Origin of the sequence: Segeticoccus rhizosphaerae, assembly GCF_005222685.1 — a bacterium.
GTDB classification, from domain to species: domain Bacteria; phylum Actinomycetota; class Actinomycetes; order Actinomycetales; family Dermatophilaceae; genus Segeticoccus; species Segeticoccus rhizosphaerae.
Map to the genome: position 1 here is coordinate 25809 of NZ_SWMA01000032.1, position 18850 is coordinate 44658.

Sequence of the window (18850 nt, forward strand, 5' to 3'; positions counted from 1 at the left end):
TGCGAACGACCGCCGCTGGGAGCAACCCACGGGGGAGGAACCCATCAGCATGAGCACACGCACGCGCACCCGAGCCGTCACCGCCCTGGCCGCCCTGTTGGTCGCGGTCCCCACGCTGTCGGCGTGCGGCGGCGGCGATGACGGCAGCGAGGCGGCCGGCGTCATCGAGAGCTACTTCCACGCGGTGGGCGACAAGGACTCCGAGGCCGCCTGCAAGCTGCAGACCACCGAGGACGGCTCCAAGCCGCTGAAGTCGGACGACACGAAGTTCCAGGAGTGCGTCAAGGGCATGACGATGCTGATGGACCAGGCCAAGAAGGAGGACCTGGACACCTTCAAGGGCATCGCGGTCAAGGAGGCCACGGTCGACGGCGACAAGGCCACCGTGAGCCCCGATCAGGTCGAGGGGTTGCCGGAGGACGCCAAGGGCGGCGACGACAAGCCGGTCTCCCTGGTGAAGATCGACGACGCCTGGTACATCGACAGCAGCAAGTCGTCCGTCGGCGGCTGAGCCCGGCCCGGGCGGCCCCGTCAGCCCACGGTGAAGACGACCTTGCCGAAGACCTCACCCTCCACCATCTTGGCGAACCCGTCGCGTGCCGAGGTCAGGGGCAGGGCCGAGTCGATCACCGGTGAGATCCCGCGAGCCACGACGAGGTTGGCCAGCCGCTCCAGCTCCGAGCGGGTGCCCATCGTCGATCCGACGACGCGCAGCTGCTTGAAGAAGATCTTGGTCAGCTCGGCCTTGGCCGGGGCGTCGCCGGAGGTCGCGCCGCAGATCACGATCGTGCCTCCCGGCACCAGCGAGTTGACCGAGTGCGACCAGGTTGCCGCACCGACGGACTCGAGCACCGCGTCGACGCGCTCAGGGAGCCGCTCGCCCGGTGCGAAGACCCGGTCGGCGCCGATCTCGAGCGCACGCTGCCGTTTGTCCTCGTCGCGGCTCGTGGCCCACACCCGGTAGCCCGTCGCCGCGCCGAGCTGGATCAGGGCGGTCGCGACGCCGCCACCCGCGCCCTGGACGAGGACCGTGCCGCCGGGTGTGACACCCGAGTTCACGAAGAGCATCTTGTATGCCGTGAGCCAGGCCGTCGAGAGGCAGGCCGCCTGCTCCCAGCCCAGGCCCTCGGGCTTGGGCACCAGGTTGCGCGTGGGGACGGCGACCTGCTCGGCGATCGTCCCGTCATGCAGCTCCGACAGCAGGGTGCGCCGCGGGTCGAGGGTCTCGTCGCCGGTCCATCCCTGGGTGGGGATGACCGCGTGGACGATCACCTCGTTGCCGTCCTCGTCGATGCCGGCGCCGTCGCAGCCCAGGACCATGGGCAGCCTGTCGGCGGAAAGTCCCACGCCTTGCAAGGAGAAGACGTCGTGGTGGTTGAGCCCGGCGGCTCGCAGCCGCACCACCGACCAGCCCGGCTTCGGCTCGGGGTCGGGGTGGTCCCCGACCCGCAGGCCGGACAGCGGATCGGTGGCGGACTGGCTGACGGCGGTGGCGGCAAGCATGGTCACGACTCTAGCCACGGCGTCGACTCAGGACACCGTGGCGGTCTGCGCGAAGTCGCCGCAACGGTTCGGGACGGACGCGACCTCAGGCGAGGTCGCGGATGGCCTGCGCGACGGCGGGGGCGACCCGCTCATCGAAGACGCTCGGGATGACCTCGGTGGGCGTCGGCTCGTGCACCAGCCCGGCGATCGCTTGGGCCGCGGCGACCTTCATCGTCTCGGTGATCTGTTCGGCGCCGGAGTCGAGGGCACCGCGGAAGATGCCCGGGAAGGCCAGCACGTTGTTGATCTGGTTGGGATGGTCGGAGCGACCCGTTGCGACGACGGCGGCGTGGCGCAGCGCCACCTCGTGATCGACTTCCGGCGTGGGGTTGGCGAGCGCGAAGATGATCGCGCCGGGGGCCATCCGCTCGACGTCCTCCTCGGGCACGTGACCGCCGGAGACACCGACGAAGACATCGGCGCCCTCGAGCGCGTCGCGCAGCGACCCGCGCAAGCCGCCCGGGTTCGTGCTGGCGGCGATCCGGTGCTTGTGCTCCACCAGGTCGCTGCGACCGGGCTCGATGATGCCGCGTGAGTCGCACACGACGATCTGTGAGACGCCTGCGTCCTGCAGGATCTGGGTCACCGCGACCCCGGCGGCCCCCGCCCCCGACACGACGACCCGCAGGTCGGTCAGGGGTCGGTCGACGACGCGCGCGGCGTTGATGAGGGCAGCGAGCGCGACGATCGCGGTGCCGTGCTGGTCGTCGTGGAAGACCGGGATGTCCAGCCGGTCCTGGAGGCGCCGCTCGATCTCGAAGCAGCGGGGTGCCGAGATGTCCTCGAGGTTGATGCCTCCGTAGGGCGCCGCCATCCGCGCGATGGCGTCGACCAGCTCGTCGACGCTGCCGGTCTCCAGGCAGATCGGCACCGCATCGACGCCGGCGAAGTGCTTGAACAGGACCGCCTTGCCCTCCATCACGGGGAGCGCGGCGAGCGGGCCGATGTTGCCCAGGCCGAGGACGGCGGTGCCGTCGGTGACCACCGCGACCGTGTTGGCCTTGCTGGTGTAGCGCGTCGCGAGCGAAGGGTCCTTGGCGATGGCACTCGACACCTTGGCCACACCGGGCGTGTAGAGCAGGGACAGGTCGTCCCGGTCCCGGAGCTGCTGGGTGGGGGTGACGGTGATCTTGCCGCCCTGGTGGGCGACGAAAACCGGGTCGGTCGGATCGACCGTCGGCGGGTGCGGGAGTGCGGACATCGGTCAGGACACCTCTTCGCGGGGGCGGACACACGAGCTGCTGCACCGGAGCGCCGGGGGTGTGGCCACATCGATACGTCGCGGGGTTTGCCGCTGCCCGTTGATCGTGCCACAGCACGGCTCGGATGAACATGACCGGCGCGCAAGTGTGGCGCCGATCGCCTCTCTGCAAGGATCCGGCCATGACCCGCCGCGACTCCCCGACCCCCCTCGCCAGAGCACGCTTCGTTGCAAGGAGGCTCGGGTGAGGCGAATCGGAATAGCGGTCGTGCGCGGCCGTTCGATGGAACCCACACTGCACGAAGGAGATCGGATGCTCGTGCTGTATGGCGGCCGCCCCCGCCGCGGTCGGATGGCCCTCGTCCGCCTTCCCGACGGGCCCGCCGGCCCGAGACCGCTCGCGGTGAAGCGGATCGGCTGGCCCGACCTCAACGGTGCAGACGCGTGGTGGGTCGTGAGCGACAACGCACGGGAAGGGGTGGACTCCCGCGTCTTCGGCACCATCGCGACCCACCAGGTGCTGGCCCGGGTGCTGTGCCGGGTCCCCGCTCGGCCCCGGTGGCTCACCCGCCGAGCATCCTGACCACCGGGCCCGCGCATGACGGCCCTCCCCTGTCGCGGGCACATTCCCCCCGGAGTAGGTTGGACCGCGTACCGCAGTCGCCTCAGAAGGGATCACAGATGTTGTCTCGCTTGTTCGCCCCCACGGTCGAGGTCAGCGCCCACTGCGACCTGCCCTGCGGTGTCTACGACCCCGCGCAGGCACGGATCGAGGCCGAGTCGGTCAAGGCCATCATCGAGAAGGCCGCCGCCTCCGATGACCAGGAATTCAAGATCCGCTCGATCATCATCAAGGAGCAGCGCTCCGAACTGGTCAAGCACCACCTGTGGGTGCTTTGGACCGACTACTTCAAGGCTCCCCACTTCGAGAAGTACCCGGAGCTGCACACCCTCTTCAACGAGGCCACCAAGCTCGCCGGCGCCGCTGGCACCAAGGGCACCAGCGATGTCGCGAAGGCGGATGAGCTGCTCGCGAAGATCGACAAGATCGCCGAGATCTTCGCGGAGACCAAGAAGGCCAGCTGACCGACCACACACCACCTGCGCCCGCCGTCCCCTCTGGGGCGGCGGGCGTTGCGCATTCGTGACCGATCTCGGAAGTCGAATGTCCCACCGCTGCGGCCCGCTGGGGACTATTTTCGTGGACGCCCTTTCGTAGGGCGCCGTCCTGGCACCCCAGGACGGCACGTGTCTGTGCGGAGGTTCGCCGTGTCCTACCACCAGTCGCCCGACTCCGCTCCCCCAGCCAACAAGGGGCTGCTCGCGCTAGCGGGCCTCCTGCTGATGATCCCCATCGCCGCGCTGATGTGGGTCGGGAGCTATTCCAAAGTCGATCCGAAGCTCGGGTCCTTCCCGTTCTTCATCTGGTACCAGTTCCTCTGGGTCGTGCTCTGCTCGACCATGACCTACACGGCCTACCGCCTGGTCAAGAAGGCGCGGCCGCACCGGCCGATGATCCGCGGCGAGCGGCCTGACGACGGCGGCGCGCCCACCCCGGAGAACGTCCGATGAGCGCCGTCGCGCCGGCCCTCGCGGCCGCCGACGACCACGTCGGCGTCAACGGCGTCGCGCTCGCCGTCCTGATCATCCTGTTCCTGCTCGTCACCGTCATGGGCTTCATGGCGGCGCGCTGGCGCAAGGCCGACAGCCTCGAGTCCCTCGACGAGTGGGGGCTCGGCGGCCGCAGCTTCGGCACCTGGATCACCTGGTTCCTGCTCGGTGGCGACCTCTACACGGCATACACGTTCGTGGCGGTGCCGGCGGCGATGTTCGCGCTGGGCTCGGTGAGCGGGTTCTTCGCGGTCCCCTACACGATCGTGCTCTACCCGATCATCTTCATCTTCATGTCACGCCTGTGGTCGGTGAGCCACCGGCACGGTTACGTGACACCGGCCGACTTCGTCCGAGGGCGCCACGGCTCGCGGGGACTCTCGCTCGCCATCGCGATCACCGGGCTGCTCGCGACGATGCCCTACATCGCGCTGCAGCTGGTGGGAATCCAGGCGGTCCTGGAGGTCGCGGGCCTCGGTGGTTCCGGCAGCCTGATCGCCAAGGACCTGCCCCTGTTCATCGCGTTCGCGCTGCTCGCGGCCTACACCTACTCGAGCGGCCTGCGGGCACCGGCGATCATCGCCTTCGTCAAGGACGCGCTGATCTACCTGGTGATCATCGTCGCCGTGGTCTACCTGCCGTCGAAGGTGGGCGGCTGGGACCACATCTTCCAGGCGGCCCAGGACAAGATGAACACGGTCAACCCCGACACCAAGAAGCCCACCGGCGCCTTCATCCCCAACAGCAGCCAGTACTGGGCCTACGGGACGCTCGCACTCGGTTCGGCGATGGCGTTGTTCATGTATCCGCACTCGATCACGGCAACGTTGTCGGCCAAGTCGCGCAACACGATCCGGCGCAACGCCTCGATCCTGCCGGCCTACAGCTTCGTGCTCGGTCTGCTCGCACTGCTGGGTTGGGTCGCGATCGCGGCCGGCACCAAGCCGATCGGGCTCGACGGCAAGGGCAATGCGCAGCTCGTCGTGCCGCAGCTGTTCGAGGACATGTTCCCATCGTGGTTCGCCGGCGTCGCCTTCGCGGCCATCGCCATCGGTGCGCTGGTGCCGGCGGCGATCATGTCGATCGCCGCGGCGAACACCTTCACCCGCAACGTGTATCGCGAGTGGTTCCGCCCGAACGCCACGCACGCCGAGGAGGCCAAGGTGTCGAAGGCGGCGTCGCTGGTGGTCAAGGCGTTCGCGCTGGTCTTCGTGCTCACGCTGGACAAGCAGAACGCGATCAACTTCCAGCTCCTGGGCGGCATCTGGATCCTCCAGACGTTCCCGGCGGTCGTCTTCGGCCTCTACACGCGGTGGTTCCACCGTTGGGGCCTGTTGGCGGGATGGGCGGTGGCGATGGTCTACGGCACCGTCACGGCATACCACAACATCAACCCTCTCACCGGCAACCACTTCTCCAGCTCGCTGGCAACAATCAACGGGATCGGTCAGATGGGCTACATCGCGCTGACCGCCTTCGTGATCAACGTGGTCGTCGCGGCCGTGGTCACGGTCGTGCTGCGGCTGGCCAAGGTGCCGGCCGGTCAGGACCAGACGGTCATGAGCGACTACTTCGTCGATGCGGACGACCCGCGCGTCGAGAGGGAGCTCGGGTTGGAGACACCGGCACACTGAGGCATGCGCCTTCTTGCACCAAGCGTCCTGGCCGCTGCACTGCTCCTTGCGGGGTGCAGTGCAGCGGCCGACAAACCGCCCGCGGACGGAGCGCCCAGCGCGCCGTCCGCGGGCGGTTCCGCTTCTCCGGCTGCTGGCCAGTCGGCGCCCCGCAGCCAGCCGCCTGGTGCGACCGGCACGGAGAGCCTTGGCGGCGAGGGAGCGCCCACGTCCACCGGCAGCCCCACCACGGCCGCTCGGCCGAGCTTCACCGTGGTGATGACCGGCGACATCCTGCAGCACCACCAGATCTGGGGCCAGGCCGAGGCGGACGCCCGAGCGGAGGGCAGGACGGGTTATGACTACGACCCGATCTTCGCCGGGCAGCGAAAACTCATCAGCGGGGCGGATCTCGCGATCTGCCACCAGGAGACGGTGTTCGGTCGCAAGAACGGCCCGTTCTCGGGATATCCGGTCTTCAACTCGCCTCCGCAAGTGCTGCGGGGCGTCAAGGACGCCGGCTACGACGCGTGCACCACGGGGTCCAACCACTCACTGGACCAAGGTCTCGAGGGCATCACCCGCACCCTGGATGACATGGATGCGGCCGGCATCAAGCACACCGGCACGGCCCGGAGCGCCAAGGAGGCCGCCACCCCGCTGATCATGGACGTCAAGGGCGTCAAGGTGGCGCTGCTGGAATACGCCTACGGCACCAACGGCATCCCGATGCCGGAGGGCAAGCCGTGGGCCGAGAACATCATCGACAAGAGGAAGATCCTCGCCCAGGCTCACCAGGCGAAGACCCAGGGCGCCGACGTGGTGATCCTCGCGATGCACTGGGGCACGGAGGACCAGCACGAGCTCAACGAGCAGCAGGCCGAGCTCGGCCCGGCGCTGATCAAGTCGCCCGACATCGACCTCATCTACGGCCACCACGTCCACGTGGTCCAGCCGTGGCAGAAGGTCGGCGACGAGTGGATCGCCTACGGACTCGGCAACTACATCTCGGCACAGGCCTTCCTCTCCCGGCTCGACGTGCGCGACGGCGTGCTGGCGCGGTTCACGTTCTCGCCGAAGAAGGGCGGTGGATGGCACGTGAGCCGGGCGGAGTATGCACCGAGCTACGTCGGCCAGTCCCCGCTGCACATCATCGACGTCGCCGAGGCGCTGAACGATCCGTCCACGCCGGCCTGGCTCCGCAGGGACTACCGGGCGTCCTGGAAACGGACCGTCGGTTACGTCAACGCGCTCGGCGCCAAGAAGGACGGGCTGCGACCGATCACGGTGCCCCACTCACCCTGAGGACGCGCACCCTGGCCAGCTCTGTCGGTAGTCACGATTAGCCTCGTTCCTGCGGGGCGGCGAAGGCACTGGAGGGGCCGCTGTTCGCCGTCGACGACACCTGGGCCGACCGGCCCACCGAGACCCCTCCCGACACCGATACCGATACCGATAACGGTGCGGGCGGTGTGGTGGCGGGGGTGGACCGTGGCTGTGCCGGCGGGCCGGACGGGTCCGGGTACACCCGGCTGGGCCCCGCGGGCGGAGGGATGCTGCACCCCGCCGACGAGACCACCACCCCAGCCGCACCCCTCACCGCGGACACCCCGCCTGGCTGCGGGCCGACCCCGCCGGCTGCCTCATCCCCGGCATCGGGGTCATCCCCGCCGACGGCTCCACCGTTGCCAACCTGCACTGCTTGTGCAAACACCACCACCGCGCCAAACACCAAGCCGGCTGGCACCTGACCGTGACCCCCGACGGCACCTGCACCTGGACCTCACCAGCCGGCCAGAACTACACCACCCACCCGACCAACCACCTCCAAGCCAGCGCCTGACGCGCCCAGCACGTCGGCAGGGCTGTGCTCCGAACCTTGGCGCTGGGATCTTCGATGCCTCGCCCGACGAGCTACCGAGGCGAGTGGGTTCCGCTGCGTCCAAGCCCATCAGGCGTTGGCCACGCCGCGCTCCAGGGCTCGAGCCAAGGCGTCCACCACGGCCGGGTCGTATTCGTAGCCGAGCCCCAGCTGGATCCGCTCGATCGCGGCGGCGGCACGAGGCCCCTCGGACGCGCCCTCGGCCAGGTCGTCGAAGGCGTTGGCGACCTTGATGATCCTGCTGGCCATCGGGAGGTCCTGGCCGAGCTCGCGCACCTGGCGGTAACGGATGGCCTGGGTCTCCATGATCCTCGCGACGTTGTCGAGCTCGCCGGTCTGCCGCACGATCCGAGCACCGTCGAGGGCGATCCGCCGCTGGTCGCCGGGAGCCACCAGGACGGTGGCGCCCCGAGGAATCGGCTCGGTCAGGGACACCTGCCCGATGTCGTGCAGCAGAGCGGCGTACTCGAGCTCGAGCACCTCGCGCTCGGACAGGCCCACGTCCCGGCCGATGGCCACGCACAGGGCAGCCACCCTGCGGGAGTGCCCAGCAGCGGTGTACCCGCCCAGCTCCGTCAACCGCGCCAGGGACCGCACCGTCTGCCGGAATGTCGCCCGGATGACCGAGTGGCGACGCAGCGCGAACTGCAGCAGCAGCAAGGGCAACAAGAACAACGGGATCGCGACGATGCCGAGCGGCAACTCCGCCAGGGCGACCAGCGCCGCGGTGGCACTCAACGCGGAGTAGAGCGGCGCCAGCGCCGATGCCTCGTCGACCAGCGCGCGACCGAGCGGAGCATGCTCATGGCTCGCCCTGACGGCCGCGAGCAAAGCCAGTTGCAGGACAAGGCCGAGTGCCGACGCGGCCAGCATGCACAGTGCGGTGATCCAGCGCGTACGAGCCCACTCGAACTGCTTGTCGAGCGCGGTCATTCCCTCGAAGATCGGCACCTCCCTGAACAGCACGGCCACGAGGCTGGTTCCGATAAGTCCGATCGCCAGCGACGTGAGGGAGACCGGGCGCCGCCGGGCCACCGCGAGGGCGGCGGCGCCGACCGCCATGCCGGCGGCCGTGACCAGAGTCACCACGGCTGCCCCGAATACGGCTCTATGATCCTTCGGCGCCTCGGTGGTCATGGCGAAGGCAAGCGAGGCCGCCATGGCGATCGGTGGCGTCTCCCGCACGTCGAGCAGGCTGACGCGGAGCGACTCGCCTACGGCGATCGCTACAAGGAAGGCCACGATGACGAAGACGGATGTCCCCGTCAGCCGGCCCCAGGCGGGGACGCTGAAGATCGCCGCGGTGACCAGGACCGCTGCGGCCACTGCCCCGAGGGCCCGGTCGGCCCGCGTCGCGCCGCCCATCATGCGGGATCTTGGTGCTCGAGCGGATGACCGGTCATCGGCGAAGAAGCGACGAGGTCCGAGACGACCGGGTCATCGTGGTCGTGCGCGTCACCAGCCGTGGCCAGGACCGCGGGCGAGAGCACGGTGGGCTCCCACTCACGTCCCCGTAGTGCTTCCTCGAGCGCCGACACGATCCTGGGGTCGAACTGTGATCCCGCCCGCGCCCGCAGCTCGGCGAGTGCTTGCTCCACCGACATGGCGGGGCGGTAGGAACGGCTGGTGGTCATCGAGTCGAAGGCATCGGCCACCGCGATGATGCGGGCGTACTCGGGGATGTCCTCGCCGGCCAGACCGGCCGGATAGCCGCGTCCGTCGAAACGCTCGTGGTGGTGCAGGATCCCGGGGCACGATTCTTGCAGGAACTCGATCTCCTGGACCATGGCGACCCCGACGGCGGGGTGCTGCTGGATCTCGTCGAGGTCGTGTTGGGTCAGAGGACCGCTGTGTCGCAGGGTCTGCCACGGCAGCGCGATGGTACCCACGTCATGCAGCAAAGCGGCAAACCGCAGCTCGTCCGCTCTCTGGAACCCGAGTGACAGCCGCTCGGCCACAAGTCCGCACAGCGTGGCCATGCGCTCACTGTGCCCGACCGTGTAGGGGTCGTTGGCCTCGACCGCTGCCACGAGCGCCGCGATGGTGCGCTCGTGCACCCGCTGTTCGTCCCCGTACTGGCCCAGCGCCCATCGCGCGACGAACAGGGGTGCCAGGACCAGGACCGCACTGAACGCCCCGACGCCACCAGGTTTCCAGAGCACGACGAAGAGGAATGCGATCAGCCCGTAGCCGACATAGGACGGCCCCGAGGTGGCAAGCATCCGAAGGGCGAATCGCAGGACAGCATCCTGGCCCCCGTTGAGCCGGATGACGCCGCCGAGCAGCAGCGCGTTGGCAATGCTCATGAGTACGTTCGCGCCCATGAGCGGCAGACCGACATGCACGACGAGGTCGAACGCGTGCTCGGCGCGTTCGAGCGGAAACATTCCCCCGGCCGCGAGGTAGGTCCATCCCCCCACCGCTCCCACCACGCCACCCAGCACACTGTTGAAGAGTCGGACCTGAAGGCGCTCCGGAGCGAAGGCGAACAACGCGCTGGCCGTGCCGACCACCGTGGCGCCAAATGGTCCCACCAGCACGATGCCCGCGGCCAAGATGATCATGGTGAACGAGATCGTGACGCGAGAGCCCGCGTGTTCCTGTCGGATCGAGTAACCAAGGATCCCCAAGCAGGACAGAACTACCAAGGGCCCAACGACGTTCGGGTGGCGAGTCGCGTCCAGCGAGAAGAATGCGACTATTGCAAGACCGGCCGCAACCAGCGTGAGAACCGCGATATAGGTCCACACACGAAAGCGCGCGGTCATCCGACCGCGCGCATTCGGCTTCTGGTCCCCCTCGGCAACCGGCCGTGCGACGTCAGGCATTTCCCCAGACGGCCTGAAGGGTGGCTAGCGGCTCAGCCGCCCCAGCCCCAGATGCTTGATGCGGATGCGGCAAGCGCAGCGAAGTCCCCCGACATGAGGCTCTGGAACAGAGCTGAAAGCGTCGACATTTGAGTTCCTTTCGTGCGGGAACCCTGTGGTCCCGTGGTGGCCGAACCATATCGTACGCCGAGCCTTTCGGCCTAGTGTGATGTAGCCCATACTAACCAGCCCTTCGGGGCCACTCCGAACGTGCCGATATGACTAGCCTTGCGCTGGCTCGAGCCCGCCGCTCGGGCCCGGTGTTGCGCGCCCTTCATGCGTCCCGCCCGCGGCGTCGGGCAGCTCGTGCGTCCTGTGAGACACTAGCGGTCCACGCCCCGCCGGGCGTCACCCTTCCGACCATTGGAGTTCCCATGAGCAAGCGCGCCCGCAAGCGTCGCTCGCGCAAGGGCAAGGCGGCCAACCACGGTCGCAAGCCCAACGCCTGAGCACGCGACCCCCATCACCAACCCCCAGAAGCACACGGCACGCGGCCGAGCGACGTGAGTACCCGTCATACCGGCCGCGAACACGGAGCAGGCCCCCATCGTCCCGAGTGGACGAGTGGGGGCCTGAGTCGTGCCGATCCTTTGCTGCGGACCCGCTTGCTGGGGCTGACTATTCGGTCCGCTCGACCCGAGTTGTGACGGTCACCGTGGTGATTCGCGCCATGATCTGCGTGCGGAGCGCCTCCGGTGCCGTCTCGCACCGGCACGAGCGGCGCACCAAGGCCTTGAGCGCCTGGTCGACGTCGTACTCCTTGAGGCACGGCTGGCACTCCTCGAGGTGCTGCCGGATCTTCTCGCAGTCGACCTCGCCCATCTCGCCGTCGAGGTACTCGTAGATCTTGAGCAGGACGTCGTCGCAGTCGGTCTCAGAGTTGTCGTGGCCGCCGCAGCTCATGACTTGGCCTCCTCGGGCACGAAACCACGCTCGATGGCGTAGTCGGTGAGCAACTCGCGCAGCTGTCGCCGGCCGCGGTGCAGACGGGACATCACGGTGCCGATGGGCGTGTCCATGATCTCGGCGATCTCCTTGTAGGCGAAGCCCTCCACATCGGCGAGGTAGACAGCCAGCCGGAAGTCCTCGGGGATCTGCTGGAGCGCCGCCTTCACGTCGGAGTCGGGCAGGTGGTCCAGCGCCTCGGACTCGGCGGAGCGCAGCCCTCGGGAGTCGTGCGACTCCGCCCGGGCGAGCTGGTAGTCCTCGACGTCGGACGCGTCCGACTGCAACGGCTGCCGCTGCTTCTTGCGGTAGGAGTTGATGTAGGTGTTGGTCAGGATGCGGTAGAGCCAGGCCTTGAGGTTGGTGCCCGGCTTGTACTGGTGGAAGGCCGCGAACGCCTTGGCGAACGTCTCCTGCACGAGGTCCTCGGCGTCCGCGGGGTTGCGCGTGGTGCGCAGTGCGGCGCTGTAGAGCTGGTCGAGGTAGGGCATGGCCTCACGCTCAAAGCGCGCGGCCCGCTCGGCGGGGCTCTCGGTGCTCACATCGACGGTGGCATCGAGCTCGCGCTGCGCCTCGATCGCCTGGACGGTGCTCTGGTCTTCAGTCATCACCGTCCAGCCTAGTGCCGGATGCTGACGCTCACTTCCCGAGCCGTGTGCGGTGGTCAGGGCTCCGGGTGACGGCGCATGGGGGGCAACGAGCACAAGCGTCTCCTTCGGTGGGTCTCACCCTTGCGAACGTCGGGAACGACTCCAGACATTCCCGGGGCGACCAGCGCGAGGCCACCTCCTGCCGGCAGCTCCCCTGACCCCGGGGTCAGGGGAGCTGGTCGAGCCAGGCCCGCGCCTCGTCGAGGACCTCGAAGGGGTCCTTGGTGAAGCTGTGCGTGCCCCTGGCGGCGAACACGTGGGCGGCCGGGTCGAGCGCCTTCTCCACCTCGTCAGGACTGCCGAACGGGTCCTTCTCCCCCTGTATGACGGCCAGCGGGCGCCCCGCGTCGGTCACCAGCCGCGCCTCGTCGGCCCGGGACTTCTCCGGCTTGCCGGGCGGGTGCAGCGGGAAGGAGAGCGCCAGCACCGCGTCGGCGACCACTGCCGCGGCGGTGCGGCAGGCCACCCGCGCGCCGGCGCTGCGGCCTCCGCACACCAGCGGCCGCGGCAGCGCCCACCGGCCCTGCGTCAGCGCCGGGAGGACCGCCAGCCACCCCGTGTCGAGCGTCTTGGGTGGGGTGGCCACCTTCTTGCCGGCCACCCGCCAGGGCTGCTCGACACGGACCACCAGCCAGCCGTCCTCCGTCAGGCCGGTCAGCTCGACCAGGTCCGGGGCCTCGATCCCGCCGCCCGCCCCGTGGCCCAGGACGACCGAACCACGCAGGCGAGTCGGCCGCAGCAGGTGGGCACGCGCCATACCGGCTGGGGTCTCGAGCTCGCGGACCGACGCACGCACCGTCATGGTGACCCTCCGATGATCTCTCCGGTGGTGGGGTCGACGACACCCTCGAGCTGGTCGCGCCCCACCGGTTCGAGCAGCTGTGGCCCGTTGTTGCGGATCGAACCCACCGCCGCACCGATGGGCCACGCCTCGAACCGCCCCGGCGCACCCGGCTGGAGCTGCTCGCGGACCATGTCGAGGTCGGTCTGGGCAGGGTCGAGCCAGCCGGCCCACTGCTCCGGGTCGAGGACGAGCGGCTGGCGGTCGTGGATGCGGTCCAGGCCGGGCTCGGCCGCCTGTGTGACGATGGCGTAGGTCGTCAGCCACGCATCCGGGTCATCCGGGGGCAGCGCGGGGTCGCGCCAGAACTCGTAGACCCCGGCCAGTGCCATCGGCTTGCCGTCGGCGCGACGCACGAAGAACGGCTGCTTGCGCGGCTTGCCCTTGCGGTCGGTGACGGTGGGGCTCGCCTGCCACTCGTACCACCCGTCGGCAGGCACCAGGCAGCGGCGGGCCGCGGCCGCCTTGGCGAAGGCCGGCTTGTCGAGCAGGGTCTCGGCCCTCGCGTTGATCATCCGCAGGCCGACCTTGATGTCCTTGGCCCAGCTGGGTACCAAGCCCCAGGTCAGCAGTCGCAGCTGTCGCACCGGCCCACCGCCGTCCTCGTCCTCACCGCTGCGCGGGGCCCGAGTGAGCACGACCGGCGCCTGCTTGGTCGGCGCCACGTTGTAGTCCGGCGTACCGGGCGGCGGCGACTGGGGCGAGGCGAGCACGGACCTGGCCGGCTCGCCGGTCCGGTCCGCCTCGATCTCGAACTCCTCGACCAGGTCATCGGGCCTCGAGCTGGCCGCATATCGCCCGCACATGCCTGCAGCCTACGAAACCACCGGAGGGCGCGCGGCCGGACGCCGCGCTTGTGATGGGCCGGTGATGGGCGAGTGATGGGCCTGTGGTGCGCGGACGTACGCAGGAGGCACGCGGCGTGCGCAGCAACTACGGTAGGGCGGACAGCACGCGTTGACCGCAACGACATCGAATGGAGACAGACCATGACGCTGGTGCGCCGGATCGCACGCCCCATGCTGGGGGCCATGTTCGTCGTGGGTGGGCTCGACGCCCTCCGCCACCCGGCCACCAAGGTCGACCAGGTCGCTCCATTCCTGGAGAAGGTGGGCGATCCCCTCGGCCTGCCGGACGACCCGGAACTGCTCGTGCGCGCCAACGGCGCGACGATGCTGACCGGCGGGCTGCTGCTGTCGATCGGGCGCTTTCCCCGACTCGCCGCCACCGCGCTGTCCGCGGCCCTGGTCCCCACCACGTATGCCGGGCACCCGTTCTGGGAGGAGAAGGACCCGGTCAAGCGCAAGCAGCAGCGGACCCACTTCCTCAAGAACCTCGGTCTGCTCGGTGGCGTCCTGCTCGCCGCCGTCGACACTGAAGGCAAGCCCGGCCTGTCCTGGCGAGCAAAGCGCGCGGTCGGTGACACCCGCCGCGGCGCCCGCCGTGCGGCCAAGACCGCCCGCAGAGAGGCCAAGCTGGCCGCGGCCCAGGCCGAGAACACCCTGAGCTGAGGAGCGGCGCACCACCTTGTCTGATCCCCTCGATTGGCCCGCTCCCACAGCTGAGCGCCCCATCCACACCTCGGTGACGCTCCCCGGGAGCAAGTCGCTCACCAACCGCTACCTCGTCCTCGCCGCCCTGGCGGCCGACCAGTCCCGGCTGCGAGCGCCGCTGCGCTCCCGTGACACGGTGCTGATGGCCGACGCGCTGCGCGCCCTCGGCGCCCGCATCGAGGACTTCTCCGGCGACGAGCTCTCACCGGCCTCGTCCGACGAGGTGCCGGACCTGATCATCACCCCCGCGACGCTGGACCGCTCGGCCCGGATCGACTGCGGTCTCGCCGGGACGGTGATGCGCTTCGTGCCCCCGGTCGCCGCCCTGGCGGACGGAACGGTCGCCTTCGACGGCGACCCGCACGCCCGCAACCGCCCGATGGGAGCGGTCCTGGGCGCCCTGCGCGCCCTGGGCGCCGTGGTCGAGGACGGTGGCCGCGGCACCCTGCCCTTCAGCGTGCACGGCTCGGGCGGGCTGCGCGGTGGTTCGGTCACGCTGGACGCCTCGGAGAGCTCCCAGTTCATCTCGGCCCTGCTCCTGGCGGGGCCGCGATTCGAGGAGGGCGTGACGGTGCGCCACGACGGCAAGCCGGTGCCGAGCGAACCGCACATCCGGATGACGGTCGAGGTGCTGCGCGACGCCGGGGCGATCGTCGACGACTCCGAGCCCGACCTGTGGCACGTCGAGCCCTCCGAGATCCATCCCCTCGACGTGCTGGTCGAACCCGACCTGTCCAACGCCGCGCCCTTCCTGGCCGCCGCGGTGGTCACCGGAGGCAGCGTCCACGTCGCCGACTGGCCGCACCACACCGCCCAGGCCGGCGACGCCCTGCGGGACATCCTCGACGCGATGGGCGCGGAGGTGCGCCTCGACCGTGACGGCCTCACCGTCAGCGGAGGCGGCGGCATCAACGGCCTCGACGTCGACCTGCACGACGTCGGCGAGCTCACGCCCGTCGTGACCGCACTCGCCGCTCTGGCCGACTCCCCCTCGCACCTGCGCGGGATCGCGCACCTGCGCGGTCACGAGACCGACCGGCTGGCCGCGCTCGCCACCGAGCTGAACGCCATGGGAGGCGAGGTCACCGAGACCGACGACGGCCTGCGGGTCGCTCCACGGCAGCTTCACGGCCGTCTCTTCCGGACCTATGACGACCACCGGATGGCGATGGCCGCGGCGGTCCTGGGGCTGGCCGTGCCGGGGGTCGTGGTGGAGAACGTCGGCACCACCGGCAAGACCCTGCCGCGGTTCACCCAGCGGTGGGACGAGCTCGCGCACGCGGCGCACCACGTCCCGCAGCCATGAGCCCCCGGCGGCGCGAGTACGACGAGAGCGATGTGCGGATCCGACCCAACCGCAAAGGATCCCGGCCCCGCACGAAAGAGCGCCCGGCGCACGAGGACGCCGTGCCGGGTTTTGTCGTCGGAGTGGACCGTGGTCGCTACACGGTGCTCGTGGAGGACCGCCTCGTCACGGCGATGAAGGCCCGAGCCCTCGGTCGCAAGTCGATCGTGGTCGGCGAGCACGTCCGTCTCGTCGGTGACACGTCCGGCGACTGCGACGCGCTCGCCCGCATCGTCCGACAGGACCCACGCACCGCCGTCCTGCGCCGCACCGCCGATGACACCGACCCCGTCGAGCGCATCATCGTCGCCAACGCCGACCAGCTCGTCATCGTCACCGCCCTCGCCGATCCCGAGCCGAGGCCGCGGATGATCGACCGCTGCCTGGTCGCCGCCTACGACGCCGGCATGGAGCCCCTCCTGCTGCTCACCAAGGCCGACCTCGCCGACGCCGACGCGTTCCTCGCCACCTACGCGCCGCTCAAGGTGAGGTATGTCGTGACGTCCCTCACCGGAGACGGTGGACTCCCCCGCGGCCTCGAGGAGCTGCACGCCGCGCTGGCCGATCGGGTCAGCGTTCTCGTGGGCCACTCCGGCGTCGGCAAGTCCACCCTCGTCAACGCCCTGGTGCCCGGGGCGCTGCGCGCGACCGGCGACGTCAACGACGTGACCGGCCGTGGCCGCCATACCAGCACCTCCGCAGTGGCGCTGCGCCTCCCGGACGACGACGGCTGGGTGATCGACACCCCCGGCGTGCGGTCCTTCGGGCTGGCGCACGTCGACCCGGCCCGCATCATCAACCACTTCCCCGACCTCGAGCCCGGCACGGCGGAGTGTCCCCGCGGCTGCACCCACGACGAGCCGGAGTGCGCCCTGGACGCGTGGGTGGAGGGCGGTCACGCCGGACCGGCCGGACCCTCCAGACTCGAGTCGCTCCGCCGGCTGCTCCGTGCCCGGACACCCGGGCACGGGGACTGAGAGTCGGCTGTGGCCGCTTCTCCCGAAGACCACATCGGCGACCGGGACCTTGCCACGTGGCACAGCCGGTTCGGCAGGTGGCTGGCCCAATCCGCTGTCGGACAGCGCAGTCCCTGGGTCGCGGCCAACTGGGTCATCCTGCTCACGCTGATCGTCGGCGCGATGACGACGGTCCTGCTGACGGCCGCGGGCGCCGAGGTCTACGACGCCGTCATGGAGCAGGACGAGGTCGCGACGCTGGACCGACCGGTGCTCAACGCGATGCTCGGGCTGCGCAGTCCAGGGCTCGACACGGCTGTCACCTGGTTCACCCACCTCGGCGGAGACGTCGGTATGCCGATCCTCACCGGCCTGACCGTCCTCGCCCTGTGCCTGTGGTGGCGCAGCTGGTCGCCCGCGGCGCTGGTGCTGGTGGCCGCCGCCGGGTCGCTGCTGATGACCGTCGCCGGCAAGCAGCTGGTCGGACGGGCGCGGCCACCGCGGATCGACGCCGTCCCGCCCTTCGAGTCGTCGGCGTCCTTCCCGAGTGGCCACACGCTCAACAGCACCGTGATCGCGGCGGTCTTGGCCTACATCATCCTGCGGCGCGTCCGGCACGTGTGGTCCCGCGCGTGCGTGGTGCTGGGTGCGCTGGCGTGGGCGGTGGCGATGGGGCTGTCCCGGGTCTACCTCGGCCACCACTGGCTGACCGACGTCATGGCGGCGTGGGCCCTCGGTCTCGCCTGGGTGGCAGTCGTGGTCACCGCGCACCGGCTCTACCTCACCGTCCACCGCGCGCGGGCGACCAGCGGCACCCCACCGTGACCGACGACAGCGGAGAGAGAACATGCCCGCGGCGACGACAGCGGCGAAGATGGAGCGCAGCGACCTGCCGCGGAGGAGCTGCGGCAAGGGGAAGCTGCGTGGCGTCATACGCGCTCGGCGTTCGTCGGCTAGCGTGCCGAGGGTGCCTGCCTACGATGATGACCTGCGCCTCGCGCACGTGCTCGCGGACGCCGTGGAACGGGTGACCACCGCGCGGTTCCGTGCCGAGGACCTGGTCGTGGAGACCAAACCGGACCTCACCCCGGTCAGCGACGCCGACCGGTCGGCGGAGGAGATCATCCGCCACCAGCTGAAGCGCACCCGTCCCCGGGACGCCGTCCAGGGCGAGGAGATGGAGACCACAGGTCACGGTCCTCGCCGGTGGATCGTCGACCCCATCGACGGCACCAAGAACTTCGTCCGCGGGGTCCCCGTGTGGGCCACCCTGATCGCTCTCGTCGACGACGGGCAGCCGGTGCTCGGCCTCGTCGCAGCGCCCGCGCTCACCCGTCGGTGGTGGGCCGCGAACGGCTCCGGCGCCTGGAGCGGCCGCAGCCTCTCCTCGGCCAAGCGGCTGCACGTCTCCCACGTCTCCGAGCTCTCCGACGCGTCGCTGTCCTACTCCAGCCTGACCGGCTGGGCCAAGCTGGGACTGCGCGAGCAGTTCCTGCAGCTCGGCGACGACTGCTGGCGCACCAGGGCCTACGGCGACTTCTGGTCCTACATGCTCGTCGCCGAGGGTGCGGTCGACATCGCCGCCGAGCCGGAGCTTGCCGTGCACGACATGGCCGCCCTGGTGCCGATCGTCACCGAGGCCGGCGGGCGGTTCACCTCGCTGACCGGCGAACCCGGCCCGTGGGGCGGCAACGGAGTGGCCAGCAACGGCGTGCTGCACGACGAGGTGCTCAGCCGGCTGGCTGCGGAAGCCGGCGGCTAGCGCCAATGCCGCGCAGTTAGCGGGTGTGTCGTGGGGTCAAGGAGCCGCTGGGTGTAGGTGTGTCGTGATCGTGGTGGTG

The 18850-nt window shown here is 69.9% G+C and carries 21 protein-coding genes; 13 read left to right on the forward strand and 8 right to left on the reverse strand.

What is annotated here, in order from left to right:
• The first annotated feature begins 49 nt into the window (after positions 1-49).
• The gene (locus tag FCN22_RS17105) at positions 50-511 is read left to right on the forward strand and encodes a DUF4878 domain-containing protein (protein WP_137122774.1); all 462 of its coding nucleotides are present in this window, start codon (positions 50-52) and stop codon (positions 509-511) included.
• A gap of 20 nt (positions 512-531) precedes the next feature.
• Here FCN22_RS17105 and FCN22_RS17110 read toward each other — a convergent pair whose 3' ends face one another.
• Together FCN22_RS17110 and FCN22_RS17115 are read right to left on the reverse strand one after the other, a co-directional pair.
• The gene (locus tag FCN22_RS17110) at positions 532-1503 is read right to left on the reverse strand and encodes a zinc-binding dehydrogenase (protein ID WP_137122775.1); all 972 of its coding nucleotides are present in this window, start codon (positions 1501-1503) and stop codon (positions 532-534) included.
• Between the two features lie 85 nt (positions 1504-1588).
• Positions 1589-2746 (reverse strand): NAD(P)-dependent malic enzyme, encoded by a 1158-nt coding sequence (locus FCN22_RS17115; RefSeq protein ID WP_137122776.1) that lies wholly within the window; start codon positions 2744-2746, stop codon positions 1589-1591.
• 244 nt (positions 2747-2990) lie between these two features.
• On the opposite strand from FCN22_RS17115, the gene FCN22_RS17120 reads away from it, so the two are divergent.
• The 6 genes from FCN22_RS17120 (at position 2991) to FCN22_RS21680 (ending at position 7813) form a co-directional block, all read left to right on the forward strand.
• The gene (locus FCN22_RS17120) at positions 2991-3329 is read left to right on the forward strand and encodes a S26 family signal peptidase (RefSeq protein WP_202911649.1); all 339 of its coding nucleotides are present in this window, start codon (positions 2991-2993) and stop codon (positions 3327-3329) included.
• 98 nt (positions 3330-3427) lie between these two features.
• On the forward strand, positions 3428-3832 hold the full coding sequence (sodN, locus tag FCN22_RS17125) for a superoxide dismutase, Ni (RefSeq protein ID WP_137122777.1): 405 nt from the start codon (positions 3428-3430) through the stop codon (positions 3830-3832).
• A 162-nt stretch (positions 3833-3994) separates the two neighbouring features.
• Positions 3995-4318, forward strand: coding sequence for a DUF3311 domain-containing protein (locus FCN22_RS17130; RefSeq protein WP_202911650.1), 324 nt, complete (start codon positions 3995-3997; stop codon positions 4316-4318).
• A complete protein-coding gene (gene mctP / locus FCN22_RS17135) occupies positions 4315-5991 on the forward strand; it encodes a monocarboxylate uptake permease MctP (protein WP_137122778.1) in 1677 nt (558 codons plus the stop codon). The genes FCN22_RS17130 and mctP overlap by 4 nt, the downstream gene beginning before the upstream one ends.
• 258 nt (positions 5992-6249) lie before the next feature.
• Positions 6250-7275, forward strand: a complete 1026-nt coding sequence (locus FCN22_RS17140) for a CapA family protein (RefSeq protein WP_202911651.1) — start codon at positions 6250-6252, stop codon at positions 7273-7275.
• A 397-nt stretch (positions 7276-7672) separates the two neighbouring features.
• Positions 7673-7813 carry a hypothetical protein gene (locus FCN22_RS21680; protein ID WP_162308247.1) on the forward strand — a complete coding sequence of 47 codons (141 nt, stop codon included), beginning with the start codon at positions 7673-7675 and terminating at the stop codon, positions 7811-7813.
• Between the two features lie 108 nt (positions 7814-7921).
• Here FCN22_RS21680 and FCN22_RS17145 read toward each other — a convergent pair whose 3' ends face one another.
• Together FCN22_RS17145 and FCN22_RS17150 are read right to left on the reverse strand one after the other, a co-directional pair.
• Positions 7922-9220 carry an HD-GYP domain-containing protein gene (locus tag FCN22_RS17145; RefSeq protein WP_137122780.1) on the reverse strand — a complete coding sequence of 433 codons (1299 nt, stop codon included), beginning with the start codon at positions 9218-9220 and terminating at the stop codon, positions 7922-7924.
• The gene (locus tag FCN22_RS17150; protein ID WP_162308248.1) at positions 9217-10416 is read right to left on the reverse strand and encodes an HD-GYP domain-containing protein; all 1200 of its coding nucleotides are present in this window, start codon (positions 10414-10416) and stop codon (positions 9217-9219) included. Before FCN22_RS17150 ends, FCN22_RS17145 begins: the two co-directional genes overlap by 4 nt.
• Positions 10417-11093: 677 nt before the next feature.
• Between FCN22_RS17150 and FCN22_RS22860 the strand changes: the two genes are divergently transcribed.
• The gene (locus FCN22_RS22860) at positions 11094-11168 is read left to right on the forward strand and encodes a 50S ribosomal protein bL37 (protein WP_370670760.1); all 75 of its coding nucleotides are present in this window, start codon (positions 11094-11096) and stop codon (positions 11166-11168) included.
• Positions 11169-11337: 169 nt separating this feature from the next.
• Here the strand turns inward: FCN22_RS22860 and rsrA are convergent, their stop codons facing one another.
• The 4 genes from rsrA to FCN22_RS17175 form a co-directional block, all read right to left on the reverse strand.
• Positions 11338-11622: a mycothiol system anti-sigma-R factor gene (gene rsrA, locus FCN22_RS17160; RefSeq protein WP_137122783.1), complete on the reverse strand. Its 285-nt coding sequence runs from the start codon at positions 11620-11622 to the stop codon at positions 11338-11340.
• The gene (locus tag FCN22_RS17165; RefSeq protein ID WP_137122784.1) at positions 11619-12272 is read right to left on the reverse strand and encodes a sigma-70 family RNA polymerase sigma factor; all 654 of its coding nucleotides are present in this window, start codon (positions 12270-12272) and stop codon (positions 11619-11621) included. The genes rsrA and FCN22_RS17165 overlap by 4 nt, the downstream gene beginning before the upstream one ends.
• 208 nt (positions 12273-12480) lie before the next feature.
• Entirely contained in the window at positions 12481-13116 is a 636-nt protein-coding gene (locus FCN22_RS17170) for an alpha/beta hydrolase family protein (RefSeq protein ID WP_137122785.1), read from the reverse strand.
• Complete coding sequence (locus FCN22_RS17175; protein ID WP_137122786.1) at positions 13113-13961, reverse strand: SOS response-associated peptidase; 849 nt, start codon at positions 13959-13961, stop codon at positions 13113-13115. Before FCN22_RS17175 ends, FCN22_RS17170 begins: the two co-directional genes overlap by 4 nt.
• A 183-nt stretch (positions 13962-14144) precedes the next feature.
• Here FCN22_RS17175 and FCN22_RS17180 point away from each other — a divergent pair, with 183 nt between their 5' ends.
• The 5 genes from FCN22_RS17180 to hisN all read left to right on the forward strand — a co-directional run bounded on the left by FCN22_RS17180 (position 14145) and on the right by hisN (position 18771).
• Complete coding sequence (locus FCN22_RS17180) at positions 14145-14666, forward strand: DoxX family protein (protein ID WP_137122787.1); 522 nt, start codon at positions 14145-14147, stop codon at positions 14664-14666.
• A gap of 16 nt (positions 14667-14682) precedes the next feature.
• Positions 14683-16014: a 3-phosphoshikimate 1-carboxyvinyltransferase gene (gene aroA / locus FCN22_RS17185; RefSeq protein ID WP_137122788.1), complete on the forward strand. Its 1332-nt coding sequence runs from the start codon at positions 14683-14685 to the stop codon at positions 16012-16014.
• The gene (gene rsgA / locus FCN22_RS17190) at positions 16011-17030 is read left to right on the forward strand and encodes a ribosome small subunit-dependent GTPase A (RefSeq protein ID WP_137122789.1); all 1020 of its coding nucleotides are present in this window, start codon (positions 16011-16013) and stop codon (positions 17028-17030) included. The genes aroA and rsgA overlap by 4 nt, the downstream gene beginning before the upstream one ends.
• 9 nt (positions 17031-17039) lie before the next feature.
• Positions 17040-17834 carry a phosphatase PAP2 family protein gene (locus tag FCN22_RS17195; RefSeq protein WP_137122790.1) on the forward strand — a complete coding sequence of 265 codons (795 nt, stop codon included), beginning with the start codon at positions 17040-17042 and terminating at the stop codon, positions 17832-17834.
• A 142-nt stretch (positions 17835-17976) separates the two neighbouring features.
• Positions 17977-18771 (forward strand): histidinol-phosphatase, encoded by a 795-nt coding sequence (gene hisN / locus FCN22_RS17200; RefSeq protein WP_137122791.1) that lies wholly within the window; start codon positions 17977-17979, stop codon positions 18769-18771.
• Positions 18772-18850 lie beyond the last annotated feature (79 nt).

Bases quoted from the DNA above. Each gene is read 5' to 3' on its own strand.
- FCN22_RS17105 (WP_137122774.1), top strand. From the start codon at position 50: ATGAGCACACGCACGCGCACCCGAGCCGTCACCGCCCTGGCCGCCCTG.
- FCN22_RS17110 (WP_137122775.1), bottom strand. From the start codon at position 1,503: ATGCTTGCCGCCACCGCCGTCAGCCAGTCCGCCACCGATCCGCTGTCC.
- FCN22_RS17115 (WP_137122776.1), bottom strand. From the start codon at position 2,746: ATGTCCGCACTCCCGCACCCGCCGACGGTCGATCCGACCGACCCGGTT.
- sodN (WP_137122777.1), top strand. From the start codon at position 3,428: ATGTTGTCTCGCTTGTTCGCCCCCACGGTCGAGGTCAGCGCCCACTGC.
- mctP (WP_137122778.1), top strand. From the start codon at position 4,315: ATGAGCGCCGTCGCGCCGGCCCTCGCGGCCGCCGACGACCACGTCGGC.
- FCN22_RS17140 (WP_202911651.1), top strand. From the start codon at position 6,250: ATGACCGGCGACATCCTGCAGCACCACCAGATCTGGGGCCAGGCCGAG.
- FCN22_RS17145 (WP_137122780.1), bottom strand. From the start codon at position 9,220: ATGATGGGCGGCGCGACGCGGGCCGACCGGGCCCTCGGGGCAGTGGCC.
- FCN22_RS17150 (WP_162308248.1), bottom strand. From the start codon at position 10,416: ATGATCATCTTGGCCGCGGGCATCGTGCTGGTGGGACCATTTGGCGCC.
- rsrA (WP_137122783.1), bottom strand. From the start codon at position 11,622: ATGAGCTGCGGCGGCCACGACAACTCTGAGACCGACTGCGACGACGTC.
- FCN22_RS17165 (WP_137122784.1), bottom strand. From the start codon at position 12,272: ATGACTGAAGACCAGAGCACCGTCCAGGCGATCGAGGCGCAGCGCGAG.
- FCN22_RS17170 (WP_137122785.1), bottom strand. From the start codon at position 13,116: ATGACGGTGCGTGCGTCGGTCCGCGAGCTCGAGACCCCAGCCGGTATG.
- FCN22_RS17175 (WP_137122786.1), bottom strand. From the start codon at position 13,961: ATGTGCGGGCGATATGCGGCCAGCTCGAGGCCCGATGACCTGGTCGAG.
- FCN22_RS17180 (WP_137122787.1), top strand. From the start codon at position 14,145: ATGACGCTGGTGCGCCGGATCGCACGCCCCATGCTGGGGGCCATGTTC.
- rsgA (WP_137122789.1), top strand. From the start codon at position 16,011: ATGAGCCCCCGGCGGCGCGAGTACGACGAGAGCGATGTGCGGATCCGA.